The organism is Streptomyces sp. NPDC054786, assembly GCF_053611685.1.
On record NZ_JBSHAW010000068.1, the window covers coordinates 10434 to 36152 of the forward strand.

Sequence of the window (25719 nt, forward strand, 5' to 3'; positions counted from 1 at the left end):
CTCAATTCGTGAGGACCGACAGGTCCTGGCCCGCGGTCGGGACGAGGACCGAGCCCCGGTCGTCGGGCAGCGGCTGGACGGTGAAGGCGGGCACCCCGCCCTGGGGCCGGGAGAGCATCCGGGCGGCGTAGACGGGGCCACTGCCGGACTCCGGCTCCACGGTCAGGGCGTAGCTCCCCTTCAGGCCCGTCGGGCGCGGCGGGGCGACGTCGAGGCTGGTGCCGCCCTTGACCGTGTACGTCTTGGTGACCGGGGTCCCGCCGCCGCTGCCGGCCGACGCGGTGACCTTCACCTTGGCGTCCTTGCCCTTCTCGGGCGCGACCAGCGAGAGGGTGCTGTCCTTGCCGCGGTTGTCGACGGCGGAGGCGCGCTTCTCGACCGGCCGGGTCGCGGGGATGAACGCCATCTCCTGGTTGCCGCCCTTGCCGCGGGTCACCCGCAGCGCGGCCGCGACCGGGACCTTGGAGCCGCTGTCGGAGGGCGTGAGCACCAGCGAGCCGGCCTCGCCCTTGGTCAGGTTCTTGAGGTCCACCGCCGTGGTCATCCCGCTCTTGAGGTGCAGGGTCTCCAGACCGGCGGGCGTGATCAGCCCGGTCGGGGTGGCCAGTTGCACCTTCAGGTCGGCGTCGGACTCACCGGGGGCGAGGGCGACCAGCCGGACGGAGGTGGCGTCCTTCGGGATACCGGGCAGCACCACGCGCGGCGACGGGTCGGCGGCGGCCGGCAGCCAGTCGCTGCCGAGCTTGCTGTCGCTTGCCTGGACGGCGGCGCCGACCCGGCCCTCACGGGCGACGACGTGCAAGGACGCATTGGTGGTGGGGGAGTTGGTCAGGGTGGAGAGCAGTACGGGGACCGTGGTGTGCGGCGGGACGGTGATGTCCTCACCGGCCGAGCCTCCCAACGCCCCGTCCTTGCCGCGCAGTTCGAGGTCGACGACGGCCGGGGTCGAGTCGGGGTTGGTGAGGTGGACATAGTCCTGGCGGTCGTTGGCGGTGCTGACGCCGGGGAACCAGAACGTGGTGTCGGGGGTGGTGCAGCCCAGGCCGAGAAGGCCGCGGCCGGCGCCTGCGGCGACCGAGGTGGTCTGCTGGACGGTCCAGCCGGGGGCGAGGGTGCCGTCCGCCGTTCCCACCAGGGCGGGGGCGTCGGGGCTGTCGGTGGTCGTGGAGACCGGCAGGCCGGCCCGCTTGAGGGGCACGACGGGCTTGGTGTCGCGCGGGGCGACGGTCGTCTGCCCGGCGGCGGAGTCCGCACCGCTGTCCTTGCCGCCCTTGGAGTGCTTCCTGCCCTTGCCGTCGCCCGCGCCGCCGGCGTCCTTGACGGTCCCGGCGGGCAGCAGCTGCGCGGTGCCCTTCTTGCCGTCCGCGCCGGCGGCGGCTCCCGCGGGGGCGAAGGCGGTGTAGGCGGTCTCGCCGACCTCGGAGGAGGTCGGGGCCGGGCAGAGCAGCGCGGAGCGCTGTACGGGCAGCCGGGTGCCGCCGCGGGGCGCGTCCAGGTCGCCGCCGTCCGGGCCGGCCACGGCGGCGACGCCGGAGACGGCGGCCAGCGCCACGGCCACGCCGATCAGGGACATCATGGTGCGCTTCACTGCTGGTCGCTCCCGTCACGGCGCGGCTCGGGGTAGGAGCCGGAGTACCCCGGGTACTCGGTGCCGTCGTCGTAGGGCTGCTGGTGCTGCGGCCCGCCGTCGCCGTACTGCTGCTGTTGCCCGTACCCGTACGGGTCGTAGGCACCCGCCTGGTAGGGGTCAGCGGCGTACGGGTCGGCGGCCTGGTAGGGGTCGGCCGGCGGGTAGGGCTGCTGACCGTACTGCCCGGCCTGGTAGGGGTCGGCGGGTACGTAGGGCTGCTGCTCGCCGGGGTGGCCCGGCACAACGGGTCCGCCCTGCTGGACGGCCTGCCAGGCGTCGTACGACTGCTGCTGCGGCACCGCCCCGTACGGGTCGGCATACGGGTCGGCGTCCCCCATGGGCGGAACGGCCTGGGGCGTGCCCTCCGGGGCCGCGCCCTGGGCAGGGACCGCCGCGGCCGCCGGGTCGGCCGCCGGGTCGAACGGCTGCTCTCCGGGCCCGGCCCCGGGGATGCCGACGCCGGCCGCCTCGGGAGCACCGGCGGCCTCGGCCTGGGCCCGCAGGCGCCGGGCGCGACGGCCGTCGCCGGCCTGGGCCGCGGCCTGGGCCGCGGCCGCGTCCTCGGGCAGGTCGTCGTCGATCTCCCGGCGGCGGCCCGGCAGCGCCAGGACCACCAGGACGACGGCGAGCAGGCCCTGCGCCCACACCCAGAGGGTGTGGCCGATCGGGTTCTCGTGAGTGAGGTCGAGGGTGCCGCCGCCCGCCGGGAGCGCGAAGCCCTGGGCCCAGCCGTCGACGGTCAGCGGCTTGAGCGGGGTGCCGTTGAGCGTGGCCTGCCAGCCCTCGTCGGCGGTGTCCGCGAGACGCAGCACCCGGCCGTCGGTACCGCCGGGCACCTTGGTGTGCGCCTCGACGGGGCCGGACGGTACGGCGATGGGCGCGGCGGCCTCACCGGCGCTGGTGCCGTCCTTGGCCTCGCCCGCGACGATCGAGAGCCGCGAGACCCGCCGGTCGACGCGCCACAGGGCGCTGCCGTCGTCCTGGCTGAGCCGGGTCAGGCCCGGGGTCGAGTCCAGTACGCGGCCCATTTCGCGCGGCGCCCCGTCCCTGACCAGGACGTAGCGGACCGCGTAGCCGCCGAGCTGGTTGGTCTGGTCGGCGCCGGAGCCGGCCACGAGGTTGGCGACGATGCCGCCGAGCCGCTTGTCCTCGCCCGCTTCGGCGGCCAGATCGGCGTCACCGAGCCGGGCGCCGGAGCCGCGGACGAGGGAGTAGTCGACATGGCCCGGCTTGCCGTCGAGGACCAGGGTGCGGGCCCGGTCGGCGGTGCCGGACTCCTCGGCGACGAAGGCCGGGACCTGCTCCGGGGTGCGGCGCTCCAGCGGACCGGCCGCGCCGGTGATCATCCAGCTGGCCGCGGCGTAGAGCGGGGCGAGCCCGGACGCCAGCGCGATCAGCACGGCGACCGGCTGCTTCCAGCCGAAACCGAGGCTGGCCATCCGGGTGCGGATGCCCTCGGCGCCGATCACGGCGGCGCACAGCAGCGCCAGGCCGTAGACGAGCATCGCGGGCCCGGTCCAGCCGGAGCCGTTGCCCAGCGCCGCGAGCAGCAGACCGGTCAGGGCCACCGCCCAGGCGGTACGGATCGCGCGCTGCCGCCCGTCGCGCAGCGTCGCGGCGAGCGCGGCCAGCACGATGCCGAACAGCAGCACCCCGCCGATGGCCTTGGGGCCGCCGGGGCTGAGCCCGATGAGGTCGAGCACGGAGGCGGAGCCGGCGCCGTAGTCGAGCCCGGCTTCCTGGAAGAAGCGGGACGGCCGGGTCAGCAGCGACAGCGACCAGGGGGCGAGCACGACGAGCGGCGCGAGGACCACGACCAGGAAGCGCAGCCCGTACGCGACCAGCTGGTCGCGGCTGCCGTCGACGAAGCGCAGCACCAGCAGGCCGATACCGAGCAGCACCGCGATCGGCCAGACGACCGGGGTGAAGGCCATGGTGAAGGTGACCAGCAGCGTATACGCCCAGGTGGCACGCCAGCTGGGCCGGATTCCGGCCGGCAGCCGCAGTCCGCTCGCCGCGACGGCGGCGCGCGCCATCAGCGGCAGCAGGATGGCGAGGGCCGCGGTGCCCAGCCGGCCGCCGGCCAGCGCACCGGCGGCCGCGGGCAGGAAGGCGTACGCGATGCTCGCCCAGGCCCGCAGCAGCCGGGAGGCGACCAGCGGGCGGGAGGTGAAGTAGGCGGTGAGGCCGGCCAGCGGGACGGAGCAGACCAGCAGCAGGGTGACGGCGAAGCCGGTGGAGCCGAAGAAGATGCTCGACACCAGGGCCACGACCGCCAGGTAGGGCGGCGCGGAGGCGCTGCCGCCGACCCCGACCGCATGCCAGCTGTCGAGATACGCCGACCACAGGTCGGACACGCTGCCCGGCGTGGGCAGCATCGCACCGCCGGTGAGCGCGCCGGAGCCGAGCAGCCCGCGGCAGGCGATCAACGAGACCAGCAGCAGGACGAAGAACAGCAGCGGTGCGGGCTTGCGGGCGATCCGCTTGAGCCGGGCGAACTGCTCGATCTCCAGGAAGTCGGCGTCGTCGCCGCCGGGCCCGGACTCGACCGCGCCGTGCCGGCCGGCCGAGGCCACATCCGGTGCGGCGCGCCCGGCGAGGTTGCCGGCGACCTGTTCGACGGTGGCCCGCACGGTCGCGCCGGGCGGCGGGAAGAGCGGCCGCAGTTCGCTCGTATCGACCGCGGGGCGGCCTCTCTTCTTCCGTGCGGCGAGGATCTTGCCGGGCCGCAGCAGGGTGCCGAAGAGTCCGGCGAGTTCGTCGAGCGCCTGGCCCGGGACCTTGCCGACGAGGTAGGCGATGACCCGCAGGAAGGTGCCGAGCAGCAGCCGCAGCAGGACGTACGGGAGGATCGCGCCACGGGTGTTGGTGAGCAGGGTGTAGACGGCGCCGGCCTTGTCGACCCGGTGCGGGTTGGCGACCGAGCGGCCGACGCAGTCGATGGGACGGCGCTCGCGGGCGGCGGCCTCGGCATGGCGCAGGATCGCGTCCGGTGCGACCAGGACCTGGTGGCCGGCGGCCTGGGCACGCCAGCACAGATCGACGTCGTCGCGCATCAGGGGCAGCCGGCGGTCGAAGCCGCCCAACTCCTCGTAGACGTCACGGCGGATGAGCATGCCGGCGGTGGAGACGGACAGCACGGGGCGTACCTGGTCGTGCTGGCCCTGGTCCTGTTCGCGGCGGTCCAGGCCGGTCCAACGGCGACCGCTGCGGGCGATGCTGACACCGGCTTCGAGCAGCTGCCGGCGGTCGTACCAGCTGCGCAGCTTGGGGCCGACGATCACCGTGGAGGGGCTGGCGTCGGCGACCCGCAGCAGCTCGGCGAGCGCATCCGGCTCGGGCGCGCAGTCGTCGTGCAGCAGCCACAGCCACTGGACCGGTTCGCCGTGCGGCAGCTCCGGCATCTCGTACGCCTCGTCGCGCCAGGTGCGGCTGACCGGGTCCCAGCCGCTGGGGCGGCGCAGGTACGGCAGGTCGTCGGGGGTGAGTTCGGGGGCCGTACGGACGGCTTCGTCGACGGCGGTGCCGAACCCGGAGCGGCGGGCGAGGTGCAGCACCCGCTGGTCCCCGATGGCCTCGGCGAGCAGCTGGGCGGAGTGGTCCGCGCTGCCGGTGTCGGCGCCGATGGCGTTCTGCACCGGGCGCTCCTGGCCGAGCAGGCCGGTGAGCGCTTCGGGCAGCCAGCGGGCACCGTCATGGGAGACGATCACGGCGGTGACGACGTGCCGCGGGAACTCTGGGGTGGCGGCTGCATATGAGGCGGCCTGGGCCGCCGACTGGCTGTGCACGGACATCGAGGTACGGGCCCTCCGGACCCGGGAGTTCGGGACCCGCGGCGAAGTCGCGCTGGGCCCCCGCCCCCCGGAAGACACTGCGACGGACTACGAGGCGACGCGCGCGCCCTGTAGGGCGGCGGCGCATCTCGGACGGGGCCCCACACTAATGGTTCGCGCCGGTGCCCCGACCGGGTCCGTACACAGCAGTCCGCCTCCGGCGCGCAGGTCGCTGGAGGCGGAGTGTTCGCTATAGGGGGATATGGGGAGTTGAGGTGGTGCGGCGACGTGGTCCATGAAGCCGCGCCCGGTCGGTCCGGCGGGCTGCCCTGTCATCGTCAGACGGCAGCCTTCTTCAGTCGGCGCCGCTCGCGCTCGGACAGGCCGCCCCAAATGCCGAAGCGCTCGTCGTTGGCGAGCGCGTACTCAAGGCATTCGGACCGGACTTCGCAGGCGAGGCAGACCTTCTTGGCCTCGCGGGTGGAGCCACCCTTCTCCGGGAAGAAGGACTCGGGGTCGGTCTGGGCGCACAGTGCGCGCTCCTGCCAGCCGAGCTCCTCATCCGCCTCCTCGACCAGCAATTCCTGGAACAGCTCGGTCATGTGCGCCCCTCGTCTGTCTTTACGTCCCCGTGATCAAGCCGTGATCGATTTCGGCTGAACGACACGAGTGAAATTACAAGTGTGGTGATCCGGGCCAGTCAAGCCGAGATCTGCTATTGGGCCTCTTATTCACTCGGCGGAACCAAGCGTATGCGGAAAGTGTTCAAATCTGTAAAAACCAGGACACTTCCCCGGGCGTGCCACCCGGCACATCCTCGTTGCTCACCAAGACGCGATCAGGCGGCATTCACGTTGCACCGCGCGCGCCGAAGCGGGGAAGATCACAGATGGATCACGGGACCGCAGCGGCGTTTGGAGGTGCGGTTGCCGGTCGATGTCTCCGCGTCGAGAGCTGCACAAACCTTTCTCCGGGCGGAGTAACCGGATGAGGTGAAAGATTTACGGCAAACCAGTCATCCAGTTGACATCGCGGCGTGAACCCGGTCTCCTGGACCGCATGCCAGTGACTCCCGCGCTCCGACTGACCCGTGCCTACGGGTCGCTCTGCGCTGCGCAGGCTCGCTGTCGCTGTTCCAGCTGTCGAAGCCACTGAGCTCCAGCTTTTTCGCTCGCACCACCCCGCAGCGCCCCTGCTCCGCGTCGCCGCGCCGTGCCCCCCACAGGGAGAGCCAGCGCCGTGCCGCAGTCCTCCCCCAGCTACGGCTGGGACCCCAGCGCCTTGGCCGAGGAACCCGAACCCCCATGAACAGCGACGTCCAGATCGCCGGCGACCCGCTCGCCATCCCCCACCTGCTGCCGCCCGTTGCCTCGCACCCGTCCACCGTCGCCGGCTTCGCGGGGCTGGCCCGCTCGATCGCCGCCGACCGCGCCGCATGGGCGCCGCTCGTCCGCTACGACACCACGTCCCGCTGGTATCACCGGCTGCGTGCGGTTCCCCAGGCTCTCGGCTCCGCCCCCAAGCTCTCGGCTCCGCTCGAGCAGGGGGGACCCCCATACGCAGGGGAGGCCCCGATCGGCTACGAGGTGTGGCTGCTGAGCTGGGTGCCGGGCCAGGGCAGCGGCCGGCACGACCACGGGGCGTCCTCCGGTGTGCTGACCGTCCTGGAAGGCGAGTTGACCGAGCACGCCGGGACCGGACCCCGTACGCTCGCGGCCGGCGCCCAGCGGGTGTTCGCACCCGGCTACGTCCACGAGGTCGTCAACGACGCGCTGGCCCCCGCCGTCAGCCTGCACATCTACTTCCCGGGCCTGACCAATATGCCGATGCACCCCAGTCAGGCGTCGGTCTCCGGGGGCGCGGCCGCCGCGTCCGAGGTGCTGGCCCCCTGACAACCGGTCGTGCGCCCCTGCCATGCTGGGGCCATGCGAATCGTGGTTCTGGCCGGCGGTATCGGCGGCGCCCGCTTTCTGCGGGGACTGAAGGCAGCGGCTCCGGACGCGGACCTCACCGTCATCGGCAACACCGGCGACGACATCCATCTGTTCGGGCTCAAGGTGTGCCCCGACCTCGACACCGTGATGTACACGCTCGGCGGTGGCATCAACGAGGAGCAGGGCTGGGGCCGCACCGACGAAACCTTCCGGGTGAAGGAGGAGTTGGCCGCCTACGGCGTCGGCCCCGAGTGGTTCGGGCTCGGTGACCGGGACTTCGCCACCCATATCGTGCGGACCCAGATGCTGGGCGCCGGATATCCGCTCAGCGCCGTCACCGAGGCGCTGTGCGCACGCTGGAATCCCGGAGTGCGGCTGCTGCCGATGTCCGACGACCGGGTCGAGACCCATGTCGCGATCGACGAGATGGGCGAGCGCAAGGCGGTCCACTTCCAGGAGTACTGGGTGCGGCTGCGTGCCTCGGTGCCGGCGCATGCCGTGGTGCCGGTCGGCGCGGACCAGGCCAAGCCCGCACCGGGCGTACTGGAGGCCATCGCCGAGGCGGATGTGGTGCTGTTCCCGCCGTCCAACCCGGTGGTCAGCATCGGGACGATCCTGGCGGTGCCGGGCATCCGTGAGGCCATCGCGGACGCCGGGGTGCCGGTGATCGGTCTCTCGCCGATCGTCGGCGACGCCCCCGTGCGCGGGATGGCCGACAAGGTGCTGGCGGCGGTGGGCGTGGAGGCGACCGCCGCGGCCGTCGCCCGCCACTACGGCTCCGGGCTGCTGGACGGCTGGCTGGTCGACTCCGTGGACGCGGATGCCGTGGCCGAGGTCGAGTCGGCCGGGATCCGCTGCCGGGCCGTGCCACTGATGATGACCGACCTGGACGCCACGACCACGATGGTGCGCGAGGCACTGGCCATGGCCGAGGAGGTCCGGGCGTGAACGGCGCCACCGAGGTGCCCGCGTTCCGGGTGTGGGCGCTTCCGGGCGTGCCCGAGGTGCGGCCCGGCGATGACCTCGTCAAGCTGATCGCCGCGGCGGCGACCGCCGAGGGTCTGCCCCAACTCGCCGACGGTGACGTGCTGTTGGTGACCTCGAAGATCGTCAGCAAGGCCGAGGGCCGGGTGGTCGAGGCCACCGACCGCGAGGCGGCGATCGACCGGGAGACGGTGCGGGTGGTGGCGCGGCGCGGCCCCCTGCGGATCGTGCAGAACCGGCAGGGCCTGGTGATGGCCGCGGCCGGCGTGGACGCCTCCAACACCCCGTCGGGAACGGTGCTGTTGCTGCCGGAGGACCCGGACGCCTCGGCGCGCGCCCTCCGGGCGGGCCTGCGCACCGAGCTCGGCGTCGATGTCGGCGTCGTCATCAGCGACACCTTCGGGCGGCCGTGGCGCAACGGCCTCACCGATGTCGCCATCGGGGCTGCCGGGGTGCGGGTGCTGGACGATCTGCGCGGCGGCACGGACACGTACGGCAATCCGCTCAGCGCGACGGTGGTGGCCACCGCCGACGAACTGGCCGCCGCGGGCGACCTGGTGAAGGGGAAGGCCGCCGGGCTGCCGGTCGCGCTGGTGCGCGGGCTCCCCCATGTCGTCGAGGAGGCGGGCGACGGCGCCGGGGCACGCGTCATGGTGCGCAGCGCCGAGGACGACATGTTCCGGCTGGGCACCTCGGAGGCCGTACGGGAAGCGGTGACGGCGCGGCGTACGGTGCGCGCCTTCCGCACCGAGCCGGTCGATCCGGGGGCGGTCCGGCGCGCGGTGGCGGCGGCGCTCACGGCCCCGGCGCCGCATCACACCACGCCGTGGCGGTTCGTCCTCCTGGAGTCGCCGCAGGCGCGGGTGCGGCTCCTGGACGCGATGCGGGACGCCTGGATCGAGGATCTGCGGGGTGACGGCAAGTCGGAGGAGTCCATCGCCAAGCGGGTGCGGCGGGGCGACGTGCTGCGTACCGCGCCATATCTGGCGGTGCCGTGCATGGTGATGGACGGCTCGCACAGCTACCCCGATGCGCGGCGCAGCGCCGCGGAGCGCGAGATGTTCGTCGTGGCCCATGGCGCGGGAATCCAGAACTTCCTGGTCGCGCTGGCGGGCGAACGCCTGGGCTCCGCCTGGATCTCGTCGACGATGTTCTGCCGGGACGTGGTCCGCGAGGTGCTGGGGCTCCCCGAGAACTGGGAGCCGATGGGGGCGGTGGCCGTCGGACATCCGGCGGCAGCACCGGCGCCCCGTCCGGCGCGGACCGCCGACGACTTCGTCGTCGTGCGCTGATCCTGCCTTCGCCGCGGAGTCAGAGCCGGGCGATGTCCCCCACGGGGAACCGTGGGGCGCGGCGCGGCGGGACGCGGCCGGACAGCAGGATCAGCCGGGCCGCGCGGTGCCGCTGGCCCTCGTACGGGGCGAGGAGTTCGAGCATCTCCTCATCGGTGGTGCCGCGGTGGCCGGTGAGGGCATAGCCGATGATCTTCGGCAGATGGAGATCGCCGACCGTGATCGCGTCCGGTGCGCCGAGGGTGCGCTGGAGGGTCTCGGCGGCCGTCCAGGGGCCGATGCCCGGTATCGCCGTCAGCCGGCGGGTGGCGTCCGCGAGATCCATCCGCGCGGCCTCCTCCATCCGGCGGGCGGCCCGCACGGCGCGCAGGATCGTGGACGAGCGCTTGGCGTCGACGCCCGCGCGGTGCCACTCCCAGGAGGGGATCAGCGCCCAGCCGCGCGGGTCCGGCATCACCCGCATCCGTTCCCAGGGGCCGGGGGCGGGCTCGCCGTGCCGCTGGAGCAGGAGCCGCCAGGCGCGGTAGGCCTCGTCGGCGGTGACCTTCTGCTCCAGGACCGAGGGGATCAGCGACTCCAGGACCAGACCGGTCCGCGCGAGCCGGACGCCGGGGTGGCGGCGGCGGGCCTCATGGACGATGCGGTGCCGGGCGGTCAGTTCCGCCGGGTCGTCGGACTCCCCCAGCAGGTCGGGCAGGTGGTCCAGCAGCCAGTCGGCGCCCGGGCCCCAGGCCTCGGCCTCGACGCCACCGTCGGACGGGCGGGCCGCGACGCGCAGCGTGCCGGGGCCCTGGGGCGTACGGCAGGCCCGCCACAGCTCGCCGCCGCGCGCCGCGAACGCGGGGTCGCCGGGACCGCGCCGCAGCACACCCAGCGTGCGGTGCAGGTCGAACGGGCCGGGCGGAAGCCAGGTGCGGGCGGGCATGCGGCCAGATTAGGCGATGCGGCCGGGGCGGTGCCGGGGCCTGTGGACAACGGGGGCGGGACGCCGGTGACCGGCCTGTCAGGACGGGGGCAGGCCCCCGTTTCAGGACGAGGGCAAGCCCCCGGTGACCGGCTTACTGGTCGGAGGAGAAGCGCACCGACCCGGCCGGGATGTCGGCGTCGCACCAGATGCGGATGCCGCCGCGCAGTTCGTTGTCGGCGCCGATCCGCGCGCCGTCGCCGATGACCGCGCCGTCCAGGACCGTACGGGCCCCGATGCGCGCGCCGGCGCCGATCAGCGAGTCACGGATCTGGGCGCCCTCCTCGATGACCGCCCCTTCGAGGACGGCGCTGCCGTCGATCCGGGCGCCGGAGCCGATGACGGTGCGCGGGCCGGCGACGGTGCCGCCGGTGAGCTTGGCGTCGGGGGCGACCTCGGCGCTCTCCAGCACCAGGCGGTCCCCGCGGCGGCCGGGCACCGCCGGGGACGGGGCGCGGCCCAGGACCAGGTCGGCGGAGCCGCGGACGAAGGCCTGCGGGGTGCCGAGGTCGAGCCAGTACGTGGAGTCGACCATGCCCTGGAGGTGGGCGCCCTCGGCGAGCAGGCCGGGGAAGGTCTCGCGTTCGACGGAGACCGGGCGGCCGGCCGGGATGGTGTCGATGACCGACCGGTTGAAGACATAGGCGCCGGCGTTGATCTGGTCGGTGACGATCTCTTCGGGGGTCTGCGGCTTCTCCAGGAAGGCGGTGACCCGGCCGGTGTCGTCGGTGGGCACCAGGCCGAAGGCGCGCGGGTCCTCGACCCGGGTGAGGTGCAGCGAGACATCGGCGCCGGAGGTGCGGTGGGTGCCGACGAGGGCCGCGATGTCCAGGCCGGTGAGGATGTCACCGTTGAAGATCAGTACCGGGTCGTCGGGACCGGAGTGCAGACGCGAGGCGACATTGCGGATGGCGCCGCCGGTGCCCAGCGGCTCGTGCTCGGTGACGTACTCCAGGTGCAGGCCCAGCGCCGACCCGTCGCCGAAGTACGGCTCGAAGACCTCGGCGAGGTAGGAGGTGGCGAGGACGATGTGCTCGACGCCGGCGGCCCGGGCGCGGGCCAGCTGATGGGTCAGGAACGGCACACCGGCCGCCGGGACCATCGGCTTGGGCGTATGCACCGTCAGCGGGCGCAGCCGGGTGCCCTTACCGCCGACCAGGAGGATCGCTTCAGTCACTGTGTCCTCTGTTCGCTTCTCCGCCCGCGCAGCGCAGCGGTGCGGCTCTCGTCGTCGACCACAGCCCGGCGGCTGCACGTGCGACGCTCACGGTGGCTTGTCTGCTTCCTGCTGGGGTCGGCCGATCGGCGGACCAGTGTAGGCAGACGGGCTTCCGGTCTCCTTCGGCGGTGGGGTTCCCCCGCGCTGTTCAGGCCACGGGGCGGCGCGGGGCCCGGGGCACGAACGTCGTGGTCGCTCAGACGTGTCAAAGGCGGGAACGGTTCAGTGGTCCCTGCAACATGCACCATGACGAACGCCCGCAAACCCGTGCACTGCCGCCGGGCGGCCGCGGCAGATCAGCGGCCCTGGAGCCCGGCAGCGGCGAGACGGGCGGCACCGAGCTTGTTGTAGAGATGCAGGCCCGGGCAGTCGGTGGTGAAGCCGTCCCGGTGGCCGGAAATGACGTGCAGCGGGACCTTGGAGCCCTTGGGGAAGCGGTTTCCGCCGGCGGACAGCAGCTTGGTCATCTTGCGCGGATCGACGCCGTACAGGCCGAGCTTCCAGGCCGTCAGACGGGCGATGGCGTCGACGGCGGGCCGGGGCGGCTCGTCGTCGGTGAAGGTGCCGAGGACGGCGATGCCGGTGCTGTCGGCGTTGAAGCCGAGGGTGTGGGCGCCCATGACGGGCTTGGCGACGCCGCCCGCCCGGCCCTCGTAGACCGTTCCGCACTTGTCGATGAGGAAGTTGTAGCCGATGTCCCGCCAGCCGTTGCTCTTGACGTGGAAGCGGTACATGGCGCGGATCAGCGCGGGGGCCTCGTCGCAGGTGTAGTCGTTGCCGGAGCCGCTGTGGTGGACGAAGGCGGCGCGGACGGTGTGGGTATAGATGAAGGCCTTCTCCCGCAGGTCCTCGTCGGCGCCCCAGCCTGCCCGGGTGACGATCCGGGGGCGTGCTCCGACGAAGGCGCGGGGCGGGGACAGCAGGCCCGCCGCGGCGATATCGGCCAGGGAGGCGACCTGGTCGAGGGCCGGGATCTCGGTGGCGCCGAGCGGGGTGAGCAGGGCGTTGGCAGCGGAGGCCGCGGCCGCACCGGTGCTGATCGGGGCGGGCGGGTCGGCGTGCGCCCCGCGGAGGGCGCGCGGGGTCCGGCCGGGGTCGACGAGTTCCAGCCGCAGCCCGGACGGGACGGCGGCCGGTGCGCGGTCGCCGTTCTCGGGGGTGATGCGCAGTTGGACGGCGTCGGAGTCGCCCACCCACAACGGCGAGGTGCTGCCCCGTACGTCGCTGCCGTGCCGTTCGGCGGAGCCGAGGTCGGGGGCGTCGTCGTTGTGGACCTGGACGTCCTGCCAGTCGGACCACCTGGTGGTGCCGGTGGCGCGGGTGCGGACCCGGACCCCGCCGTGCAACGCGGCGGCGGCGTCGTCCCAGACCACCCCGAGGAGGGAGAACGGGTGCACGGTACGGGCGGGCAGACCGAGCGTCCTGGGCGCGGGCACCGTCGCGGAGTCGCGGTCGGTGGCGTCGGGGGCGGCTGCGCCGAGCGTCGCCACCGGCAGGGACTGGGTGCTGCCGGGCAGGTCGCCGGTGCTCGCGGCACGCGGCGCTGCGGCCGGGACGGGAGCGGTGCTCGCACCGGCCGTCGGTGCGAGGGGCAGGGCGAGGGCGGCGGTGCACACGGCGCCGAGACAGGTCACGAGGAAGGGGCGCATGGACAAAATCCTGGACATGTCCGGACCGAACGCGCCAATGGTGACCTGACAGGACATCGGCCGATCCGGTGGCCCCGGCCCGTTCCGCCCGACCCGCCGTCAGCCGCCGCCGCGCGTACCCTGGCCGCGATGAACGCCACCGATCGCACCCCCGCCGACCTGCTGAGTTCCGCGCTCGCCGCGGACCCGGCCCGCCCGCTGGTGACCTTCTACGACGACGCCACCGGCGAGCGTGTGGAACTGTCCGTCGCCACCTTCGCCAATTGGGTGGCCAAGACCGCCAACTACCTCCAGGGCGATCTGGCCGCCGAGCCCGGCGACCGGCTCGCGCTGCTGCTGCCCGCGCACTGGCAGACCGCCGTCTGGCTGCTGGCCTGCTCGTCGGTGGGCGTGGTCGCGGAGGTGGACGGCGATCCGGCCGCCGCCGATCTCGTCGTCGCCGGGCCCGACCGGCTCGACGCGGCGCGCAGCTGCTCCGGGGAGCGGGTGGCGCTGGCGCTGCGCCCGCTGGGCGGCCGTTTCCCGCAGCCGCCGGAGGGCTTTGCGGACTACGCCGTCGAGGTGCCGGCCCAGGGCGACCGGTTCGCCCCGTTCGCGCCGGTGGACCCGGGGGCCGCGGCCCTGGTGGTGGGCGGCGAGGAGCTGACCGGCGCCGGTATCGGGGCGCGCGCCCTGGCCGACGCGGCGGCGGCCGGGACGCCCGAGGCGCCGCGGGTGCTGTCGGGGCTGCCGTACGACAGCTGGCAGGGCCTGTCGTACGGGCTCTACGCCCCGCTGGCGACCGGTGGTTCCGTGGTGCTGTGCCGCCACGCCGACCAGCTGGGCGCGGATGCCGCGGCCACCCGGGAGAGCAGCGAGAAGATCACCTTCAGGGCGCCGTCGCCGCACTGAGCGGCGCTCCCCCGTCCGGCGGACCGGCAGCGCCCGTGGCGGGCCGGTTCGCCGGTTTCGGTCCATGATCTTGAGTACGTACCACCATGCGCGGGGTTCGTCCGTCTCCTGTTCCGTCCGGGCTCCTCGTGCGGGCGCGAGACCGACTCCATGAGGGATGGACGCACAGGTGACCGATACCCCCGAGCCTCCACGGTTCGCCGGCTGGGACGAGCGCCCCGCGGGACCCGGACGGCCGGGGTGGCGAGGCATCCTGCCGGTCCACAGGCGCTGGCGGCGCTGGGCCGCGCTCGGGGCGGCCGGTGTCCTGCTGGCCGGGGCCGGGAGCGGCTGGGCGGTGTACACCAAGCTCAACGGCAATATCCACACCGACAGCGCCACCGAGCGAGAGCTGCGGAAGTGGGAGTCCGAGCGGCCCCCCGCGGGCCCGCCGAACGCCAGGAACGTCCTGCTGATCGGCTCCGACAGCCGGATGGGCGGCAACCGCCAATACGGCAGCAGCAGCGGCCAGCGCTCGGACACCATGATGCTGCTGCACCTTGCCGCGGACCGGAAGAGCGCCACCGTGGTGAGCATCCCGCGCGATCTGATGGTGGACGTGCCGCACTGCAAGCGCCCGGACGGCACGGAGACCGAACTGCGGACGGCCCAGTTCAACGCGGCGTTCGCGCTCGGCGGCGCGGCCTGCACGATCCGTACGCTCGAAAAGCTGACCGACATCCGCATCGACCACTACTTGATCATCGACTTCGTCGGCTTCAAGAACATGGTGGACGCGGTGGACGGCGTCGAACTCTGTCTGCCCCGTCCGGTGCACGACGCCGAAGCGCATCTCACCCTGCCCGCGGGCCGGCAGACCCTGCACGGTGAGGCCGCGCTCGGATACGTACGCGCCCGCAAGAGCCTCGGCAACGGCAGCGACACCCAGCGTATGCAGAGACAACAAGACTTTCTTGGCGCTCTCGTGAAGAAAGTGCAGAGCAATGGTGTCCTGCTCAATCCGACCCGGCTGTATCCGGTGTTGGATGCCGCGACGAGTTCACTGACCACGGATGCCGCGCTGGCTTCCCTCAAGGAGCTGTACGAATTGGTGCGCAGTGCCCGCAGCATTCCCGCCGACCGGGTCCAGTTCATGACCGTGCCGCGCCGGGAGTACCGCTACGATCCCAATCGCGATGAGCTGGTCCAGCCGGACGCCGGCCGGCTCTTCGGGCAACTGCACGGGGATCTTCCGGTGACGGTGAAACCCCCGCCCGGCACCGGGAAGAAACCGGTCCGCGCGGGAGGCGGATCCCCGGCCGGCCGGACGGACGGCGCACCCTCGCCGTCGCCGAGTTCGGGCCCGGCCATTCCCGGGACGACGGTGGCACACGGGATCTGCGAATAAAGATGCCGCAAAGTACGCCTGGTGACTCGAATGGATTGGGCGGATTGCCCAGTTGTAGGCAAGTGGAATTTGTCACGAGCGTCGCGGGGCGCTGAACTGGGCGGATAGTGTGAGCGATCCGGTCGCAGGACCAGCTGACCGATGACCATGCAATGCACGATCGACCGACCGAGCGCCTTGAGGGGATGGCGCCGCGTGGCACCGACGGAGGACTCAAGGCACCGTGGACGCGCAAGGCCGTGGGCGGGCGGGCGACAACAATGTCGACCCCGCCGATCAGTGGGTGTTCGACCCGAACACCGGCAATTACGAGCTGCGACTTGACCCTGCCGGTCAAGGCGCCGCTCGGCCCGCCGACCGCAAGACGGCCGGCTCCAGACGTGCCGCGAGCAAGTCGGGCGGCGACACCGACACCCGGCCGCTGCCGACCCAGCGCGGCCGCCGGGGCGAGAGCACCGATGCCGACGAACGCGCCGGTGGCGGGCGGGCGGCCCGGCGGGCGGCCGGCAGCCGTACGGCGTCGGCCGCGGGCCCGGCGAGCCGCCGGAAGCGCAAGCCGCAGAAGTCCGGGAAGAAGAAGGCGCTGTACTGGACGGCCGGTGTGGTGGGCTTCGTCCTCGTCGCCGGCTGCGGTGGGGCGTTCTACCTCTACCAGCAGCTGAACGGCAACATCTCCAAGGTCGATGTCGGCGTGGAGAACGACGCGGTCTCCGACGGCCCGGTCAACGTCCTCATCATCGGGACGGACTCCCGCTCCGGGAAGGGCAATGCGGGCTACGGCGACGCCGGCAGCGTGGGGCACGCGGACACCACGATCCTGATGCACATCTCCAAGGACCGGTCGAACGCCACCGCGCTGAGCATCCCGCGCGACATGATCACCGACATCCCGAACTGTCCGACGAAGCAGAAGGACGACTCGACGAAGAACATCCCCGGCGAGCAGGGGGTGCGCTTCAACACCAGCCTGGGCCAGGAGGGCCGGGACCCCGGCTGCACCTGGCGCACCGTCGAGAAGCTGACCGGGCTGAAGATAAATCACTTCATGATGGCCGACTTCAACGCGGTCAAGGAACTGTCCAACGCGGTCGACGGCGTCGAGGTGTGTGCGGGCAAGGACATCAACGACCCCAAGTCGCACCTGAAGTTGAAGGCCGGCCGGCACATCGTCAAGGGCGAGCAGGCGCTGGCATTCGTCCGTACCCGGCACACCGTCGGCTTCGGCAGCGACCTGAGCCGTATCGAGCTGCAGCAGCAGTTCCTCAGCTCGCTGATCCGCAAGCTGAAGTCCAGCGCCTTCAGCAGCCCCGGCAAGCTCTACGACGTCAGCCAGGCGGCGACCAAGGCACTCACCGTCGACACCGGTATCGGTTCCGCGAGCAAGCTGCTGGACTTCGGTACCGACCTCAAGAAGGTCGACATCGACAAGGTCACCTTCGCCACGGTGCCGGTGCTGGACAATCCCAAGGACCCGGCCACCGTCATCCTGGACAAGACCAAGGCGGACCCGCTGTTCGCGATGGTCCGGGCCGACCACACCCTGGCCAAGGGCAAGAAGGGCAAGGGCAAGAAGTCCGGTCCGGTGAAGAAGGCCCCGCCCGAGCAGGTACGGGTCGACGTCACCAACGGCGGCGGGCCGATCGGCTCGGCGCAGGAGACCGTGGACTGGCTGCAGAACAGCAAGGCCGCCAAGCTCTCCACCAACGCGGGCAACGCCCCGGCGAAGCTGGCCGCCACCCGCCTCGAATACGCGCCCAACCAGGCCGACCAGGCCGCCACTCTGGCCGACTGGATGGGGCTGCCCAAGAGCGCGCTGAAGAAGTCGTCGCAGAACGCCGGTGACCGCGAGCCGATGAAGCTCGTCCTCGGCAAGGACTTCAAGGCACCGGGCTCACCGATCGAGGCACCGACCGAAACCCCGGACGGGGTGCAGAACGTCAATGCAGATGACAAGAACATCTGCGCGAAGTGACCTGAGCGGGATCCGGCCGCCCCGCCGAGGCGCCGAGCGCACCATCGGACGGACAACGGGGAGAGGGCCAGATGCGGCAGAGCAGTGTGCGTGGTGACCGATCACGCCGGCGACGCCAGCCGGATGCACAGGAGCTGGGCTGGGACGACGGTCTGTACGAGGACAAGGGGCTGCCGCCGGACGCCCCCGGCTGGACGCCCCCCGCCGGGGGCGGTGTGTCCTCCGGCGACGGCAACCCCGCAGGGGGCGGCGGGCACCGCAAAGGGGGCGTGCCGCGCCGCGGCAAGGGCCGCAAGGTGCTGCGCTGGACCGCCCTCACCCTCGCCGTCCTGATAGTGGGCGGCGCGGGCGCCGGGTACTGGTACTACGAGCACCTCAACGCGAACCTCCGCAAGGCCCCGCGGTCCCTGGGCGGGGACGGCCTGAAGAAGCCGGACCCCAACGCCTTCGGGCAGAGCCCGCTGAACATCCTGCTGCTGGGTTCGGACGGCCGGAACAGCAAGGCGAACATCAAGCTCGGCGGCGCCCGGCAGGACGCGGACCGCAAGCCGCTCGCCGACGTGCAGATGCTGCTGCACGTCTCCGCGGACCGCAGCAACATGTCGGTGATCTCCATCCCGCGGGACACCCGGGTGACGATCCCGCAGTGCACGGACCCGAAGACCCACGAGGTCTATCGGCAGACCTCCGCGGCCATCAACCAGTCGCTCCAGCACGGCGGTCCGGGCTGCACCCTCGCCACCTGGCAGGAGCTGACCGGCGTCTACATCGACCACTTCATGATGGTCGACTTCTCCGGCGTGGTGGATATGGCGGACGCCATCGGCGGTGTCCCGGTCTGCGTCGACAACAACGTCTACTCGCACGACAGCAAGGGCCACGGCAGCGGGCTGAGGCTCACCAAGGGCACCCACTCCGTCAAGGGCATCCAGGCGCTGCAGTGGCTGCGCACCCGCTACGGCTTCGAGGACAACACCGACATCGGCCGGGCCAAGGCCCAGCACATGTACATGAACTCGATGGTCCGCCAGCTGAAGAAGGGCACCAAGCTCACCGACCCGGGGCAGCTGCGTGATCTGGCGGAGGCCGCGACCAAGTCGCTGACCGTCGACAACGGGCTCGACACCGTCAAGAAGCTCTACGACCTGGGCGGCGACCTCAACCGGGTGCCGACCAAGCGCATCACGATGGTCACCATGCCCTGGCAGTACAGCTCCGACGAGTCGTACGTCATGCCCAAGCCCGGCGACGCGGAGGCGACCTTCGCGCTGCTGCGCAACGACACCGCGCTGGACGGCAAGGACAAGAAGAAGAAGGCGACGCCGGACCCCGAACCGTCAACTCCCAAGGGCCGGCTGAAAGTTGTGGTGCAGAACGGCACCAACAGCACGGTGAACGGGCCGGTCTCCGGCCGCGCGTCGGTCGTCCAGCAGCGGCTGTCCGGCCTCGGCTACACCGCGGCAGGGACCGACTCCGCGCTCACCACCCAGGCCGACACCACCCTCACCTACCGGGACAAGGGTCGGCGGGGCGACGCCCTGGCGCTGGCGAAGGCGCTCGGACTGCCCAAGGGCGCGGTCCGGGAGTCCAGTTCGGCGACCGGGATGCGGCTGGTGGTCGGCAACGACTGGCGTAACGGCTCGGCGTACCCGAAGAAGTCGGGCGACGAGAAGGGCGCCGACAAGGCGCCGGACAGCGCGGATGCGCTCAACGGCGAGGACTCCAAGGCCTGCATGAAGGTGAATCCGCAGTACACCTTCTGATCCGCGGACACCTTTCAGGGCGGCCGTCGGCCCCCCTGCTTGTTTTTTCCCCGCCGCCCACCCCCCTTCGGGGGGTGGGCGGGTGTGGAGGGGAGGTTCCCGCAGCAGGCCGGGCCGGCTGCTCTGCCCCGGCCGCGGAAACCCGGCCGGTCAGCCTCGGCCCCGGAATCCGGGCCTGCTCGGCCCCGCCCGCCAGGACCTACTCGGCCCCGCCCGCCGGAGCCATGACCGCCGGGCGGCGGCTGGCGATGACCCTCTTGGCGAGGGAGCGGGGGCTGGTCAGGAAGCCCACGCCCCAGGCCATGTGCATGGTTGCCAGGGCGAGGGGGACCTGGGCGCGCGCCTTGAGCGACAGGCCCTTGCCTGCGGGCACCGACCCCGCGGCGATGGCCGCGAGATAGCCGGCCGGGACGACCAGGGCCCAGGGGGTGACCGCAGCGCCGGCCACCAGGCCCGCCGCGATGGCGCACACCGCGGTCGGCGGCGCGAGATAGCGCAGATTGATCGAACCGGCGTGGTAACGGGCCACGACATGGCGCCACTTGCCGTAGTCCTTGTACTGCTTGGCCAGCGCCTTGATGCTCGGCCGCGGGCGGTACTGCACCCGCAGCTCGGGCGAGAACCAGATCTGCCCGCCGGCCTCACGGATACGGAAGTTCAGCTCCCAGTCCTGGGCACGGATGAACTCCTCGTTGTAGCCGCCCTGCTGCTCCAGCGCCTCGCGCCGGAACACCCCGAGATAGACCGTCTCGGCAGGTCCCGCCTGCCCGCCCGTGTGGAAGGCGGCATTGCCCACACCGATCCTGGAGGTCATCGCGGCGGCGACCGCGTCCTCCCAGGCGTTCTCCCCCTCGGCGTGCATGATGCCGCCGACATTCGCGGCGCCGGTCTCCTCCAGGAGGCGCACGGCGGTGGCGATGTAGTTCGGCGAGAGCATGCCGTGGCCGTCGACACGGACCACGACCGGGTGCCGGGACGCCTTGATCGCGGCGTTCAGCGCGGCGGGGGTACGGCCGGTGGGGTTCGGCACCGTGTGCACCCGGGCGTCTTCGGCGACGAGCTCGGCGGCGATCTCGTCCGTACGGTCCGCGGACGGACCGAGGGCGATCACCACCTCCATCTCACCGGCGTACTCCTGCTCCAGGATGTGCCGGACCGAATTGCGCAGGTGACGTTCCTCATTGAGCACCGGCATGATCACGGAGACGGCCGGGGGCTGCTGCTGCGGCATGGTTCCTCAGGGGTACGGCCCGCGGCGGAGCCGCCAGCGACGGCAGCGCCCGCCGGGAGACTGCAGTATCGCGCCTCACGTTACCGCGAATGGGGGACAGCGTCGGACGCAGCCGGGTGGGCGAGCGACGTATGTCCGGCGTGTGGCGCTTTACATCCGATCATATGGACCTACGGTGTTCTCGCCTGATTCGCCCTGTTTGCCCTCTCCCCCGGCCCTGACCCGCTCCCCCCGCCGGGCACCGAGCACGCCCGTCCAGCCGCGGAGGTGTCCCCCGTGACCGCGCCGTTCCGCTCCCCCCGTCCGGCCAGGCGCCGAGCCGCCCGGCCGCGCCCGCGCCCACCGGGCCCGCGCTGGGGGCTGCGGATCGGCGCCGTCACGTCCGTGCTGCTGCTGGCCGCGAGCGGCGTCGGGCACGCCATGGTCACCGGCGTGGAGAGCGGTATCGGCCGGGTGGACGCCTTCAAGGGGATGAGCAACCGGCCCGGGGGCGGCGACGGACTGAACTTCCTGGTCGTCGGCACGGACGGGCGCGACAAGCTCACCCCTGACGAGAAGCGGAAGTACCACCTGGGCGGCGCACCCTGTCACTGCACCGACACCCTGATGCTGGTGCACCTCTCCGCCGACCGGGACCGCGCCAGCGTGGTCAGCCTCCCCCGCGACTCCTACGCCGAGGTCCCCGCGCACACGGACGCGGTCACCGGCCGACAGCGCGCGAAGCACGCCATCAAGCTGAACGCGGCCTACGCCGAGGGCGGGCCCAACCTCACCGTGCGGACCGTCGAGCACATGACGGGGGTGCATATCGACCACTATCTGGAGGTCGACTTCACCAGCTTCATGCGCAGCGTGGACGCGGTCGGCGGGGTGGAGATCTGCACCGTACGGCCGCTGCGCGACAGCTATACGGGCCTGGATCTGCCGGTCGGCAAGTCGCGGCTCAACGGCGGGCAGGCGCTGCAGTACGTGCGCTCGCGGCATGTCGACGGCTCCGCCGACCTCGGCCGGATGCAGCGCCAGCAGCGCTTCCTGGCCGCCCTCATCCACAAGATCACCTCCTCCGGAGTGCTGATGAACCCGATCCGTTTCCGGGACGTCGCCGACACGATGCTCAAGTCCGTACGGGCCGACTCGGGCTTCGAGGCCAATGACCTGGTCGACCTCGGGCAGGCGATGCGCGGCTTCACCCCCTCGTCCTCGGAGTTCACCTCCGTGCCGCTGGGCGATGTGGCCCAGCCGGTGCCGGGCGTCGGCTCGACCGTGCGGTGGGATCCGGTGCAGGCGCCGAAGCTCTTCCAGGCGATCCGCGAGGACAAGCCGATCGCGGTGCGCCGGGACCGCAAGGAGCCGCGGGCCAGGGTCGTGGACGTACCGCCGGGGCAGGTCCAGGTGCAGGTCGACCACGGCGGCGACCCAGGCGGTCCGGGCGCCACGATGGTCAGGGAATTGCAGGCCACCGGCTTTGCCGCCACCGCCGCCCCCGACAGCTCCCCCGTTGGCAGGGCGCCCCGTACGGTCATCGCCTACGACCCGCGCTGGGACCGCTCGGCCCGCTCGCTGGCCGCCGCGCTGCCGGGCGCCGAGCTGCGGCCGGTGGCCGGGCGGGGGCCGGTGATGCAGGTGACGGTCGGCCGGGACCGCCAGACGGTGCAGCGGGTACGGGCCGAGGAGCCGCCGCAGCAGCCCGGTGGGATCTCGGCGATCACCGGTGATGAGGCAGTGTGCCCATGACCGAGCGCAGCATGGGGGCCTCCCCGGCCGGAGGCCGGTGGATCTTCCTCCGAGGGTGCGTGCCTCGCGCAGGTGCGGCCGAGCGAAGCGAGGCTGCGGCATGAGCGTCCCCGCGCCCCGCCGGACCGCGTCCAGGCCGCCCGTGCGCCGCCCGGACGCCCGCTGCGACGCGCGCCGGATCGCGGTGACCATCACGGCGATGTGCCTGGTCGCGGCGACCGCCGCCGCGGCGCCGCCGGCGCCCCCCGCACCGACCGGCTGCGGGGATCTGGTGCGCGGCCAGCTGTGTCTGCGCGGCCCGGTGGGGGCCGACGGTACGTACACCGCGACCTACCGGCGGCACGGGGCGGCGGCCGGCCTCGCCGAGATCCTCGTGCGGCTGGGTTATCAGCGCAAGAACGACCGGATCACCGCCTTCCCCGGGTGGTTCGGCACCCGGCGGACACAGGGCGGTGCGGTCGTGCTGAGCGGCCGGGTGGAGATGCTCGCGGATGAATGCATCCGGGGCGTCATGGAGCGTGGCGAGACGGTCTACGTCACGAAGTGGAGCTGCAGTTGATGTCCTGGATGTCCTGAAAGGGGCGCATCGTGTGGCAGGTTGTGCTGGGCGTCACCCCCACCACGGTGGCGCTCTTCCTGGTCCTGGCGCTGGCCATGTCCATGGCGCTCGCCCTGTGGACGGCGCTCACCCCCGGCGGCGGTGCGCCCCGCACCACGGCCCGGATGCTGCTGGCCGGCTGGCTGCTGCTGCTCCTGGTGGCGACGCTCGCGCCGAGCCAGCCGATCGGCTCCGGGGACGCGACGGTGTGGTGGCGGCCCGGTGACGGGCTGTTCGATCTGGGTGCGCAGCTGGAGCCCGGGGAGCTGACGATGCTGGTGCGGCGGCAGATCGCCAATGCCGCGCTGTTCGTGCCCGCATCGGTGCTGCTGAGGTTCGCGGCGCCGCGGGCCTCGGCCGCCGTGGCGTTTCTGCTGGGCGTGGGGCTGTGCCTGGTCATCGAGACGGCCCAGCTGCTGATGCGCGCCGGGCGGGTCGCCGATATCGACGATGTGATCTGTGCGGCGGCCGGCACCGTCATCGGCGCGGGGCTGGCGCTGCTCGGGCAGCTGGCGGTCGCCGCCGCTATGCGTCGTCGAGGCCTTCCGCGGCGCGCCGTTCGCGCAGCTCCATGATCGCGCGCCGCCGGGCGAGGCGGTGCGTCCGGCGGATCTGCGCCTCCTGGTAGCGGCGCTTGTCGCGCTCGGTCTCGGGGATCACCGGCGGCACCCGGCGCGGCTTGCCCTGCTCGTCGACGGCGGCGAAGACCAGGTAGGCGGAGCCGACCTGCTGGGCCGGGGTGGATTCGTTCCAGCGCTCGGCCAGGACCCGTACGCCGACCTCCATCGAGGAGCGGCCGGTCCAGTTGACCTGGGCGCGCACATGGACGAGGTCACCGATCCGGATGGGTTCGAGGAAGGCCATCTCGTCCATGGAGGCGGTCACGGCGGGCCCGCCGGAATGGCGTCCGGCCACCGCGCCCGCCGCGTCGTCGACGAGTTTCATGATCACGCCGCCGTGCACCGTTCCCAGGAGGTTCGTGTCACCCGCCGTCATGATGTGGCTGAGTGTGATGCGGGACACGGACGTGGGCTTGCCCACCATCTCGCCCTCGGGGCTTTCGGTGACGAGTTCGGTCATGCAGCCAGCCTAAGCGGCGGCCGCAGGGCACCGCTCCGCGCCGATCGTGAGACTGGTCTCGCCGTTTGCGCAGGTCCGTGACGCAGGTCTCATCGTCTCGCCGGAAAGCATCCGGAATGGTTGCTTCCATTCGTGCAGGTCGGAATGGTCATGGCCCCTTGCGGTATGCGCCGGAAGGCCGCCGTAGCTTTGCATCAGCTCTGCAACAGCCCTGGCCCGATCCCGCACCCGCTCTATGGAGGAGCCCCGTAGGGCATGCACACTTCCCCGTATGAATGAGTGGCCCAATGGGTGGTCCGGCGACCAGAGCGGCAACCGGTACGGACACGGCAGCGGCAGCGCCGAGGCGGAGGGTGCGCGCGCGATGCCACAGGTGCGTCGCGACGCGGGCCCCGGCTATCAGCGGCACGAGCCTCCGCTGCCGCCGTCGATGTCCCCACGCCGGGGCGCAAGCGTGCCGCCGCAGCAGTCCCAGGGCTACGACGACGCATACGACGGCTACAACACCGGCCAGGTCTACGGCGGCGGCCGCGGTGGCGGTGACGGCTACGACGACGGCTACGGCTCCGGCCGCGGCGGCCGGCCGCGCCCCCGCTGGGGCCGGCGCATCAAGTGGACGGTCATCACCCTGGTCGCGGTGCTGGCGGTCGCCTCGGTGGCCACCTACTTCTGGGCCGACGGCAAGCTCCGCCGCCAGGTGGACCTGAGCAAGGTCATCGACCGGCCGGCGACGGGCGACGGCACGAACTACCTGATCGTCGGCTCGGACAGCCGCGAGGGCATGTCAGCGGCGGAAAAGCAGAAGCTGCACACCGGCTCCGCCCAGGGCAAGCGCACCGACTCCATGATGATCCTGCACGACGGCAGCAACGGCCCGACGCTGATATCCCTGCCGCGTGACTCGGACGTGGAGATACCCTCCTTCGTCGGCTCGGACTCCGGCAAGAAGTACCCGGGCACCGGGCGGCACACCAAGCTCAACGCGGCCTACGCCGAGGACGGCCCCGAGCTGCTGGTGCGCACCGTCGAGTTCAACACCAAGCTGCACATCGACCACTACGTCGAGATCGGCTTCGCCGGCTTCGCGGGCATCGTGGACGCCATCGGCGGCGTCGAGATGGACATCCCCAAGGCGTTCAAGGACAAGAACTCCGGCGCCGACTTCCCGGCCGGCAAGCAGACGCTGAACGGCCAGCAGGCGCTCGCCTTCGTCCGGACCCGGCACGCCTTCGCCGGCCAGGACCTGGACCGGACGAAGAACCAGCAGAAGTTCCTGGCGACCCTGGCGAGCCAGACCGCCACTCCCGGTACCGTCCTCAACCCCTTCAAGCTCTACCCGACGATGAGCGCCGGCCTGGACACCCTCATCGTCGACAAGGACATGAGCCTGTGGTCCCTGGGCAACATGTTCTTCGCGATGAAGGGCGTGACCGGCGGCGAGGGCAAGTCGATGAACATGCCGATCTCCGGCAGCACCGGCGGCAACCTGGTCTGGGACAAGGCCAAGCTCCGGCAGCTCGTCCAGCAGCTGAACAACGACGAGAAGGTCACGGTCTCCGGCAACTGACCGGCGGCCCGACAGCGCGAGGGGCCCCGGACCGCAGTGGCGGTCCGGGGC

At 72.3% G+C, this 25719-nt stretch carries 19 protein-coding genes; 11 read left to right on the forward strand and 8 right to left on the reverse strand.

What is annotated here, in order from left to right; genetic code table 11:
• Position 1 precedes the first annotated feature (1 nt).
• The 3 genes from ACWGI6_RS36055 to ACWGI6_RS36065 form a co-directional block, all read right to left on the reverse strand.
• Positions 2–1588 carry a DUF5719 family protein gene (locus ACWGI6_RS36055; protein WP_453271408.1) on the reverse strand — a complete coding sequence of 529 codons (1587 nt, stop codon included), beginning with the start codon at positions 1586–1588 and terminating at the stop codon, positions 2–4.
• A complete protein-coding gene (locus tag ACWGI6_RS36060; RefSeq protein WP_453271409.1) occupies positions 1585–5424 on the reverse strand; it encodes a glycosyltransferase in 3840 nt (1279 codons plus the stop codon). The genes ACWGI6_RS36055 and ACWGI6_RS36060 overlap by 4 nt, the downstream gene beginning before the upstream one ends.
• 317 nt (positions 5425–5741) lie before the next feature.
• Positions 5742–6005, reverse strand: a complete 264-nt coding sequence (locus tag ACWGI6_RS36065; protein ID WP_003983763.1) for a WhiB family transcriptional regulator — start codon at positions 6003–6005, stop codon at positions 5742–5744.
• A gap of 702 nt (positions 6006–6707) precedes the next feature.
• Between ACWGI6_RS36065 and ACWGI6_RS36070 the strand changes: the two genes are divergently transcribed.
• From ACWGI6_RS36070 to ACWGI6_RS36080, 3 genes are read left to right on the forward strand one after another with little or no spacing between them, the layout of a single operon-like run.
• Positions 6708–7295 (forward strand): cysteine dioxygenase, encoded by a 588-nt coding sequence (locus ACWGI6_RS36070; RefSeq protein ID WP_453271410.1) that lies wholly within the window; start codon positions 6708–6710, stop codon positions 7293–7295.
• 33 nt (positions 7296–7328) lie between these two features.
• On the forward strand, positions 7329–8285 hold the full coding sequence (gene cofD / locus ACWGI6_RS36075) for a 2-phospho-L-lactate transferase (protein ID WP_453271411.1): 957 nt from the start codon (positions 7329–7331) through the stop codon (positions 8283–8285).
• Positions 8282–9613 carry a coenzyme F420-0:L-glutamate ligase gene (locus ACWGI6_RS36080; protein WP_453271412.1) on the forward strand — a complete coding sequence of 444 codons (1332 nt, stop codon included), beginning with the start codon at positions 8282–8284 and terminating at the stop codon, positions 9611–9613. The genes cofD and ACWGI6_RS36080 overlap by 4 nt, the downstream gene beginning before the upstream one ends.
• A 19-nt stretch (positions 9614–9632) precedes the next feature.
• On the opposite strand, the gene ACWGI6_RS36085 is transcribed toward ACWGI6_RS36080, so the two are convergent.
• The 3 genes from ACWGI6_RS36085 to ACWGI6_RS36095 all read right to left on the reverse strand — a co-directional run bounded on the left by ACWGI6_RS36085 (position 9633) and on the right by ACWGI6_RS36095 (position 13445).
• The gene (locus ACWGI6_RS36085; RefSeq protein WP_453271413.1) at positions 9633–10538 is read right to left on the reverse strand and encodes a DNA-3-methyladenine glycosylase family protein; all 906 of its coding nucleotides are present in this window, start codon (positions 10536–10538) and stop codon (positions 9633–9635) included.
• A gap of 133 nt (positions 10539–10671) precedes the next feature.
• Positions 10672–11754, reverse strand: a complete 1083-nt coding sequence (locus tag ACWGI6_RS36090) for a sugar phosphate nucleotidyltransferase (protein WP_453271414.1) — start codon at positions 11752–11754, stop codon at positions 10672–10674.
• A gap of 338 nt (positions 11755–12092) precedes the next feature.
• On the reverse strand, positions 12093–13445 hold the full coding sequence (locus tag ACWGI6_RS36095) for a peptidoglycan recognition protein family protein (protein WP_453271415.1): 1353 nt from the start codon (positions 13443–13445) through the stop codon (positions 12093–12095).
• Between the two features lie 129 nt (positions 13446–13574).
• Here ACWGI6_RS36095 and ACWGI6_RS36100 point away from each other — a divergent pair, with 129 nt between their 5' ends.
• The 4 genes from ACWGI6_RS36100 to ACWGI6_RS36115 all read left to right on the forward strand — a co-directional run bounded on the left by ACWGI6_RS36100 (position 13575) and on the right by ACWGI6_RS36115 (position 19458).
• Positions 13575–14336, forward strand: coding sequence for a TIGR03089 family protein (locus ACWGI6_RS36100; RefSeq protein ID WP_453271416.1), 762 nt, complete (start codon positions 13575–13577; stop codon positions 14334–14336).
• 157 nt (positions 14337–14493) lie between these two features.
• A complete protein-coding gene (locus ACWGI6_RS36105) occupies positions 14494–15723 on the forward strand; it encodes an LCP family glycopolymer transferase (protein WP_453271417.1) in 1230 nt (409 codons plus the stop codon).
• Positions 15724–15946: 223 nt separating this feature from the next.
• Positions 15947–17695: an LCP family protein gene (locus ACWGI6_RS36110; RefSeq protein WP_453271418.1), complete on the forward strand. Its 1749-nt coding sequence runs from the start codon at positions 15947–15949 to the stop codon at positions 17693–17695.
• 71 nt (positions 17696–17766) lie between these two features.
• Positions 17767–19458: an LCP family protein gene (locus ACWGI6_RS36115; RefSeq protein ID WP_453271419.1), complete on the forward strand. Its 1692-nt coding sequence runs from the start codon at positions 17767–17769 to the stop codon at positions 19456–19458.
• Positions 19459–19657: 199 nt separating this feature from the next.
• On the opposite strand, the gene ACWGI6_RS36120 is transcribed toward ACWGI6_RS36115, so the two are convergent.
• A complete protein-coding gene (locus ACWGI6_RS36120; protein WP_453271420.1) occupies positions 19658–20689 on the reverse strand; it encodes a glycosyltransferase family 2 protein in 1032 nt (343 codons plus the stop codon).
• Between the two features lie 276 nt (positions 20690–20965).
• Here ACWGI6_RS36120 and ACWGI6_RS36125 point away from each other — a divergent pair, with 276 nt between their 5' ends.
• The 3 genes from ACWGI6_RS36125 (at position 20966) to ACWGI6_RS36135 (ending at position 23596) form a co-directional block, all read left to right on the forward strand.
• Positions 20966–22423, forward strand: coding sequence for an LCP family protein (locus ACWGI6_RS36125; protein ID WP_453271421.1), 1458 nt, complete (start codon positions 20966–20968; stop codon positions 22421–22423).
• Positions 22424–22523: 100 nt separating this feature from the next.
• Positions 22524–22982, forward strand: a complete 459-nt coding sequence (locus ACWGI6_RS36130) for a hypothetical protein (protein ID WP_453271422.1) — start codon at positions 22524–22526, stop codon at positions 22980–22982.
• A 29-nt stretch (positions 22983–23011) separates the two neighbouring features.
• Positions 23012–23596, forward strand: coding sequence for a VanZ family protein (locus tag ACWGI6_RS36135; RefSeq protein WP_453271423.1), 585 nt, complete (start codon positions 23012–23014; stop codon positions 23594–23596).
• Here ACWGI6_RS36135 and ACWGI6_RS36140 read toward each other — a convergent pair.
• Complete coding sequence (locus ACWGI6_RS36140; RefSeq protein ID WP_393908223.1) at positions 23547–24101, reverse strand: acyl-CoA thioesterase; 555 nt, start codon at positions 24099–24101, stop codon at positions 23547–23549. The two genes, ACWGI6_RS36135 and ACWGI6_RS36140, sit on opposite strands and share 50 nt — an antisense overlap.
• 271 nt (positions 24102–24372) lie before the next feature.
• Between ACWGI6_RS36140 and ACWGI6_RS36145 the strand changes: the two genes are divergently transcribed.
• Positions 24373–25668, forward strand: a complete 1296-nt coding sequence (locus tag ACWGI6_RS36145) for an LCP family protein (RefSeq protein ID WP_453271424.1) — start codon at positions 24373–24375, stop codon at positions 25666–25668.
• The last annotated feature ends 51 nt before the right edge of the window (positions 25669–25719 follow it).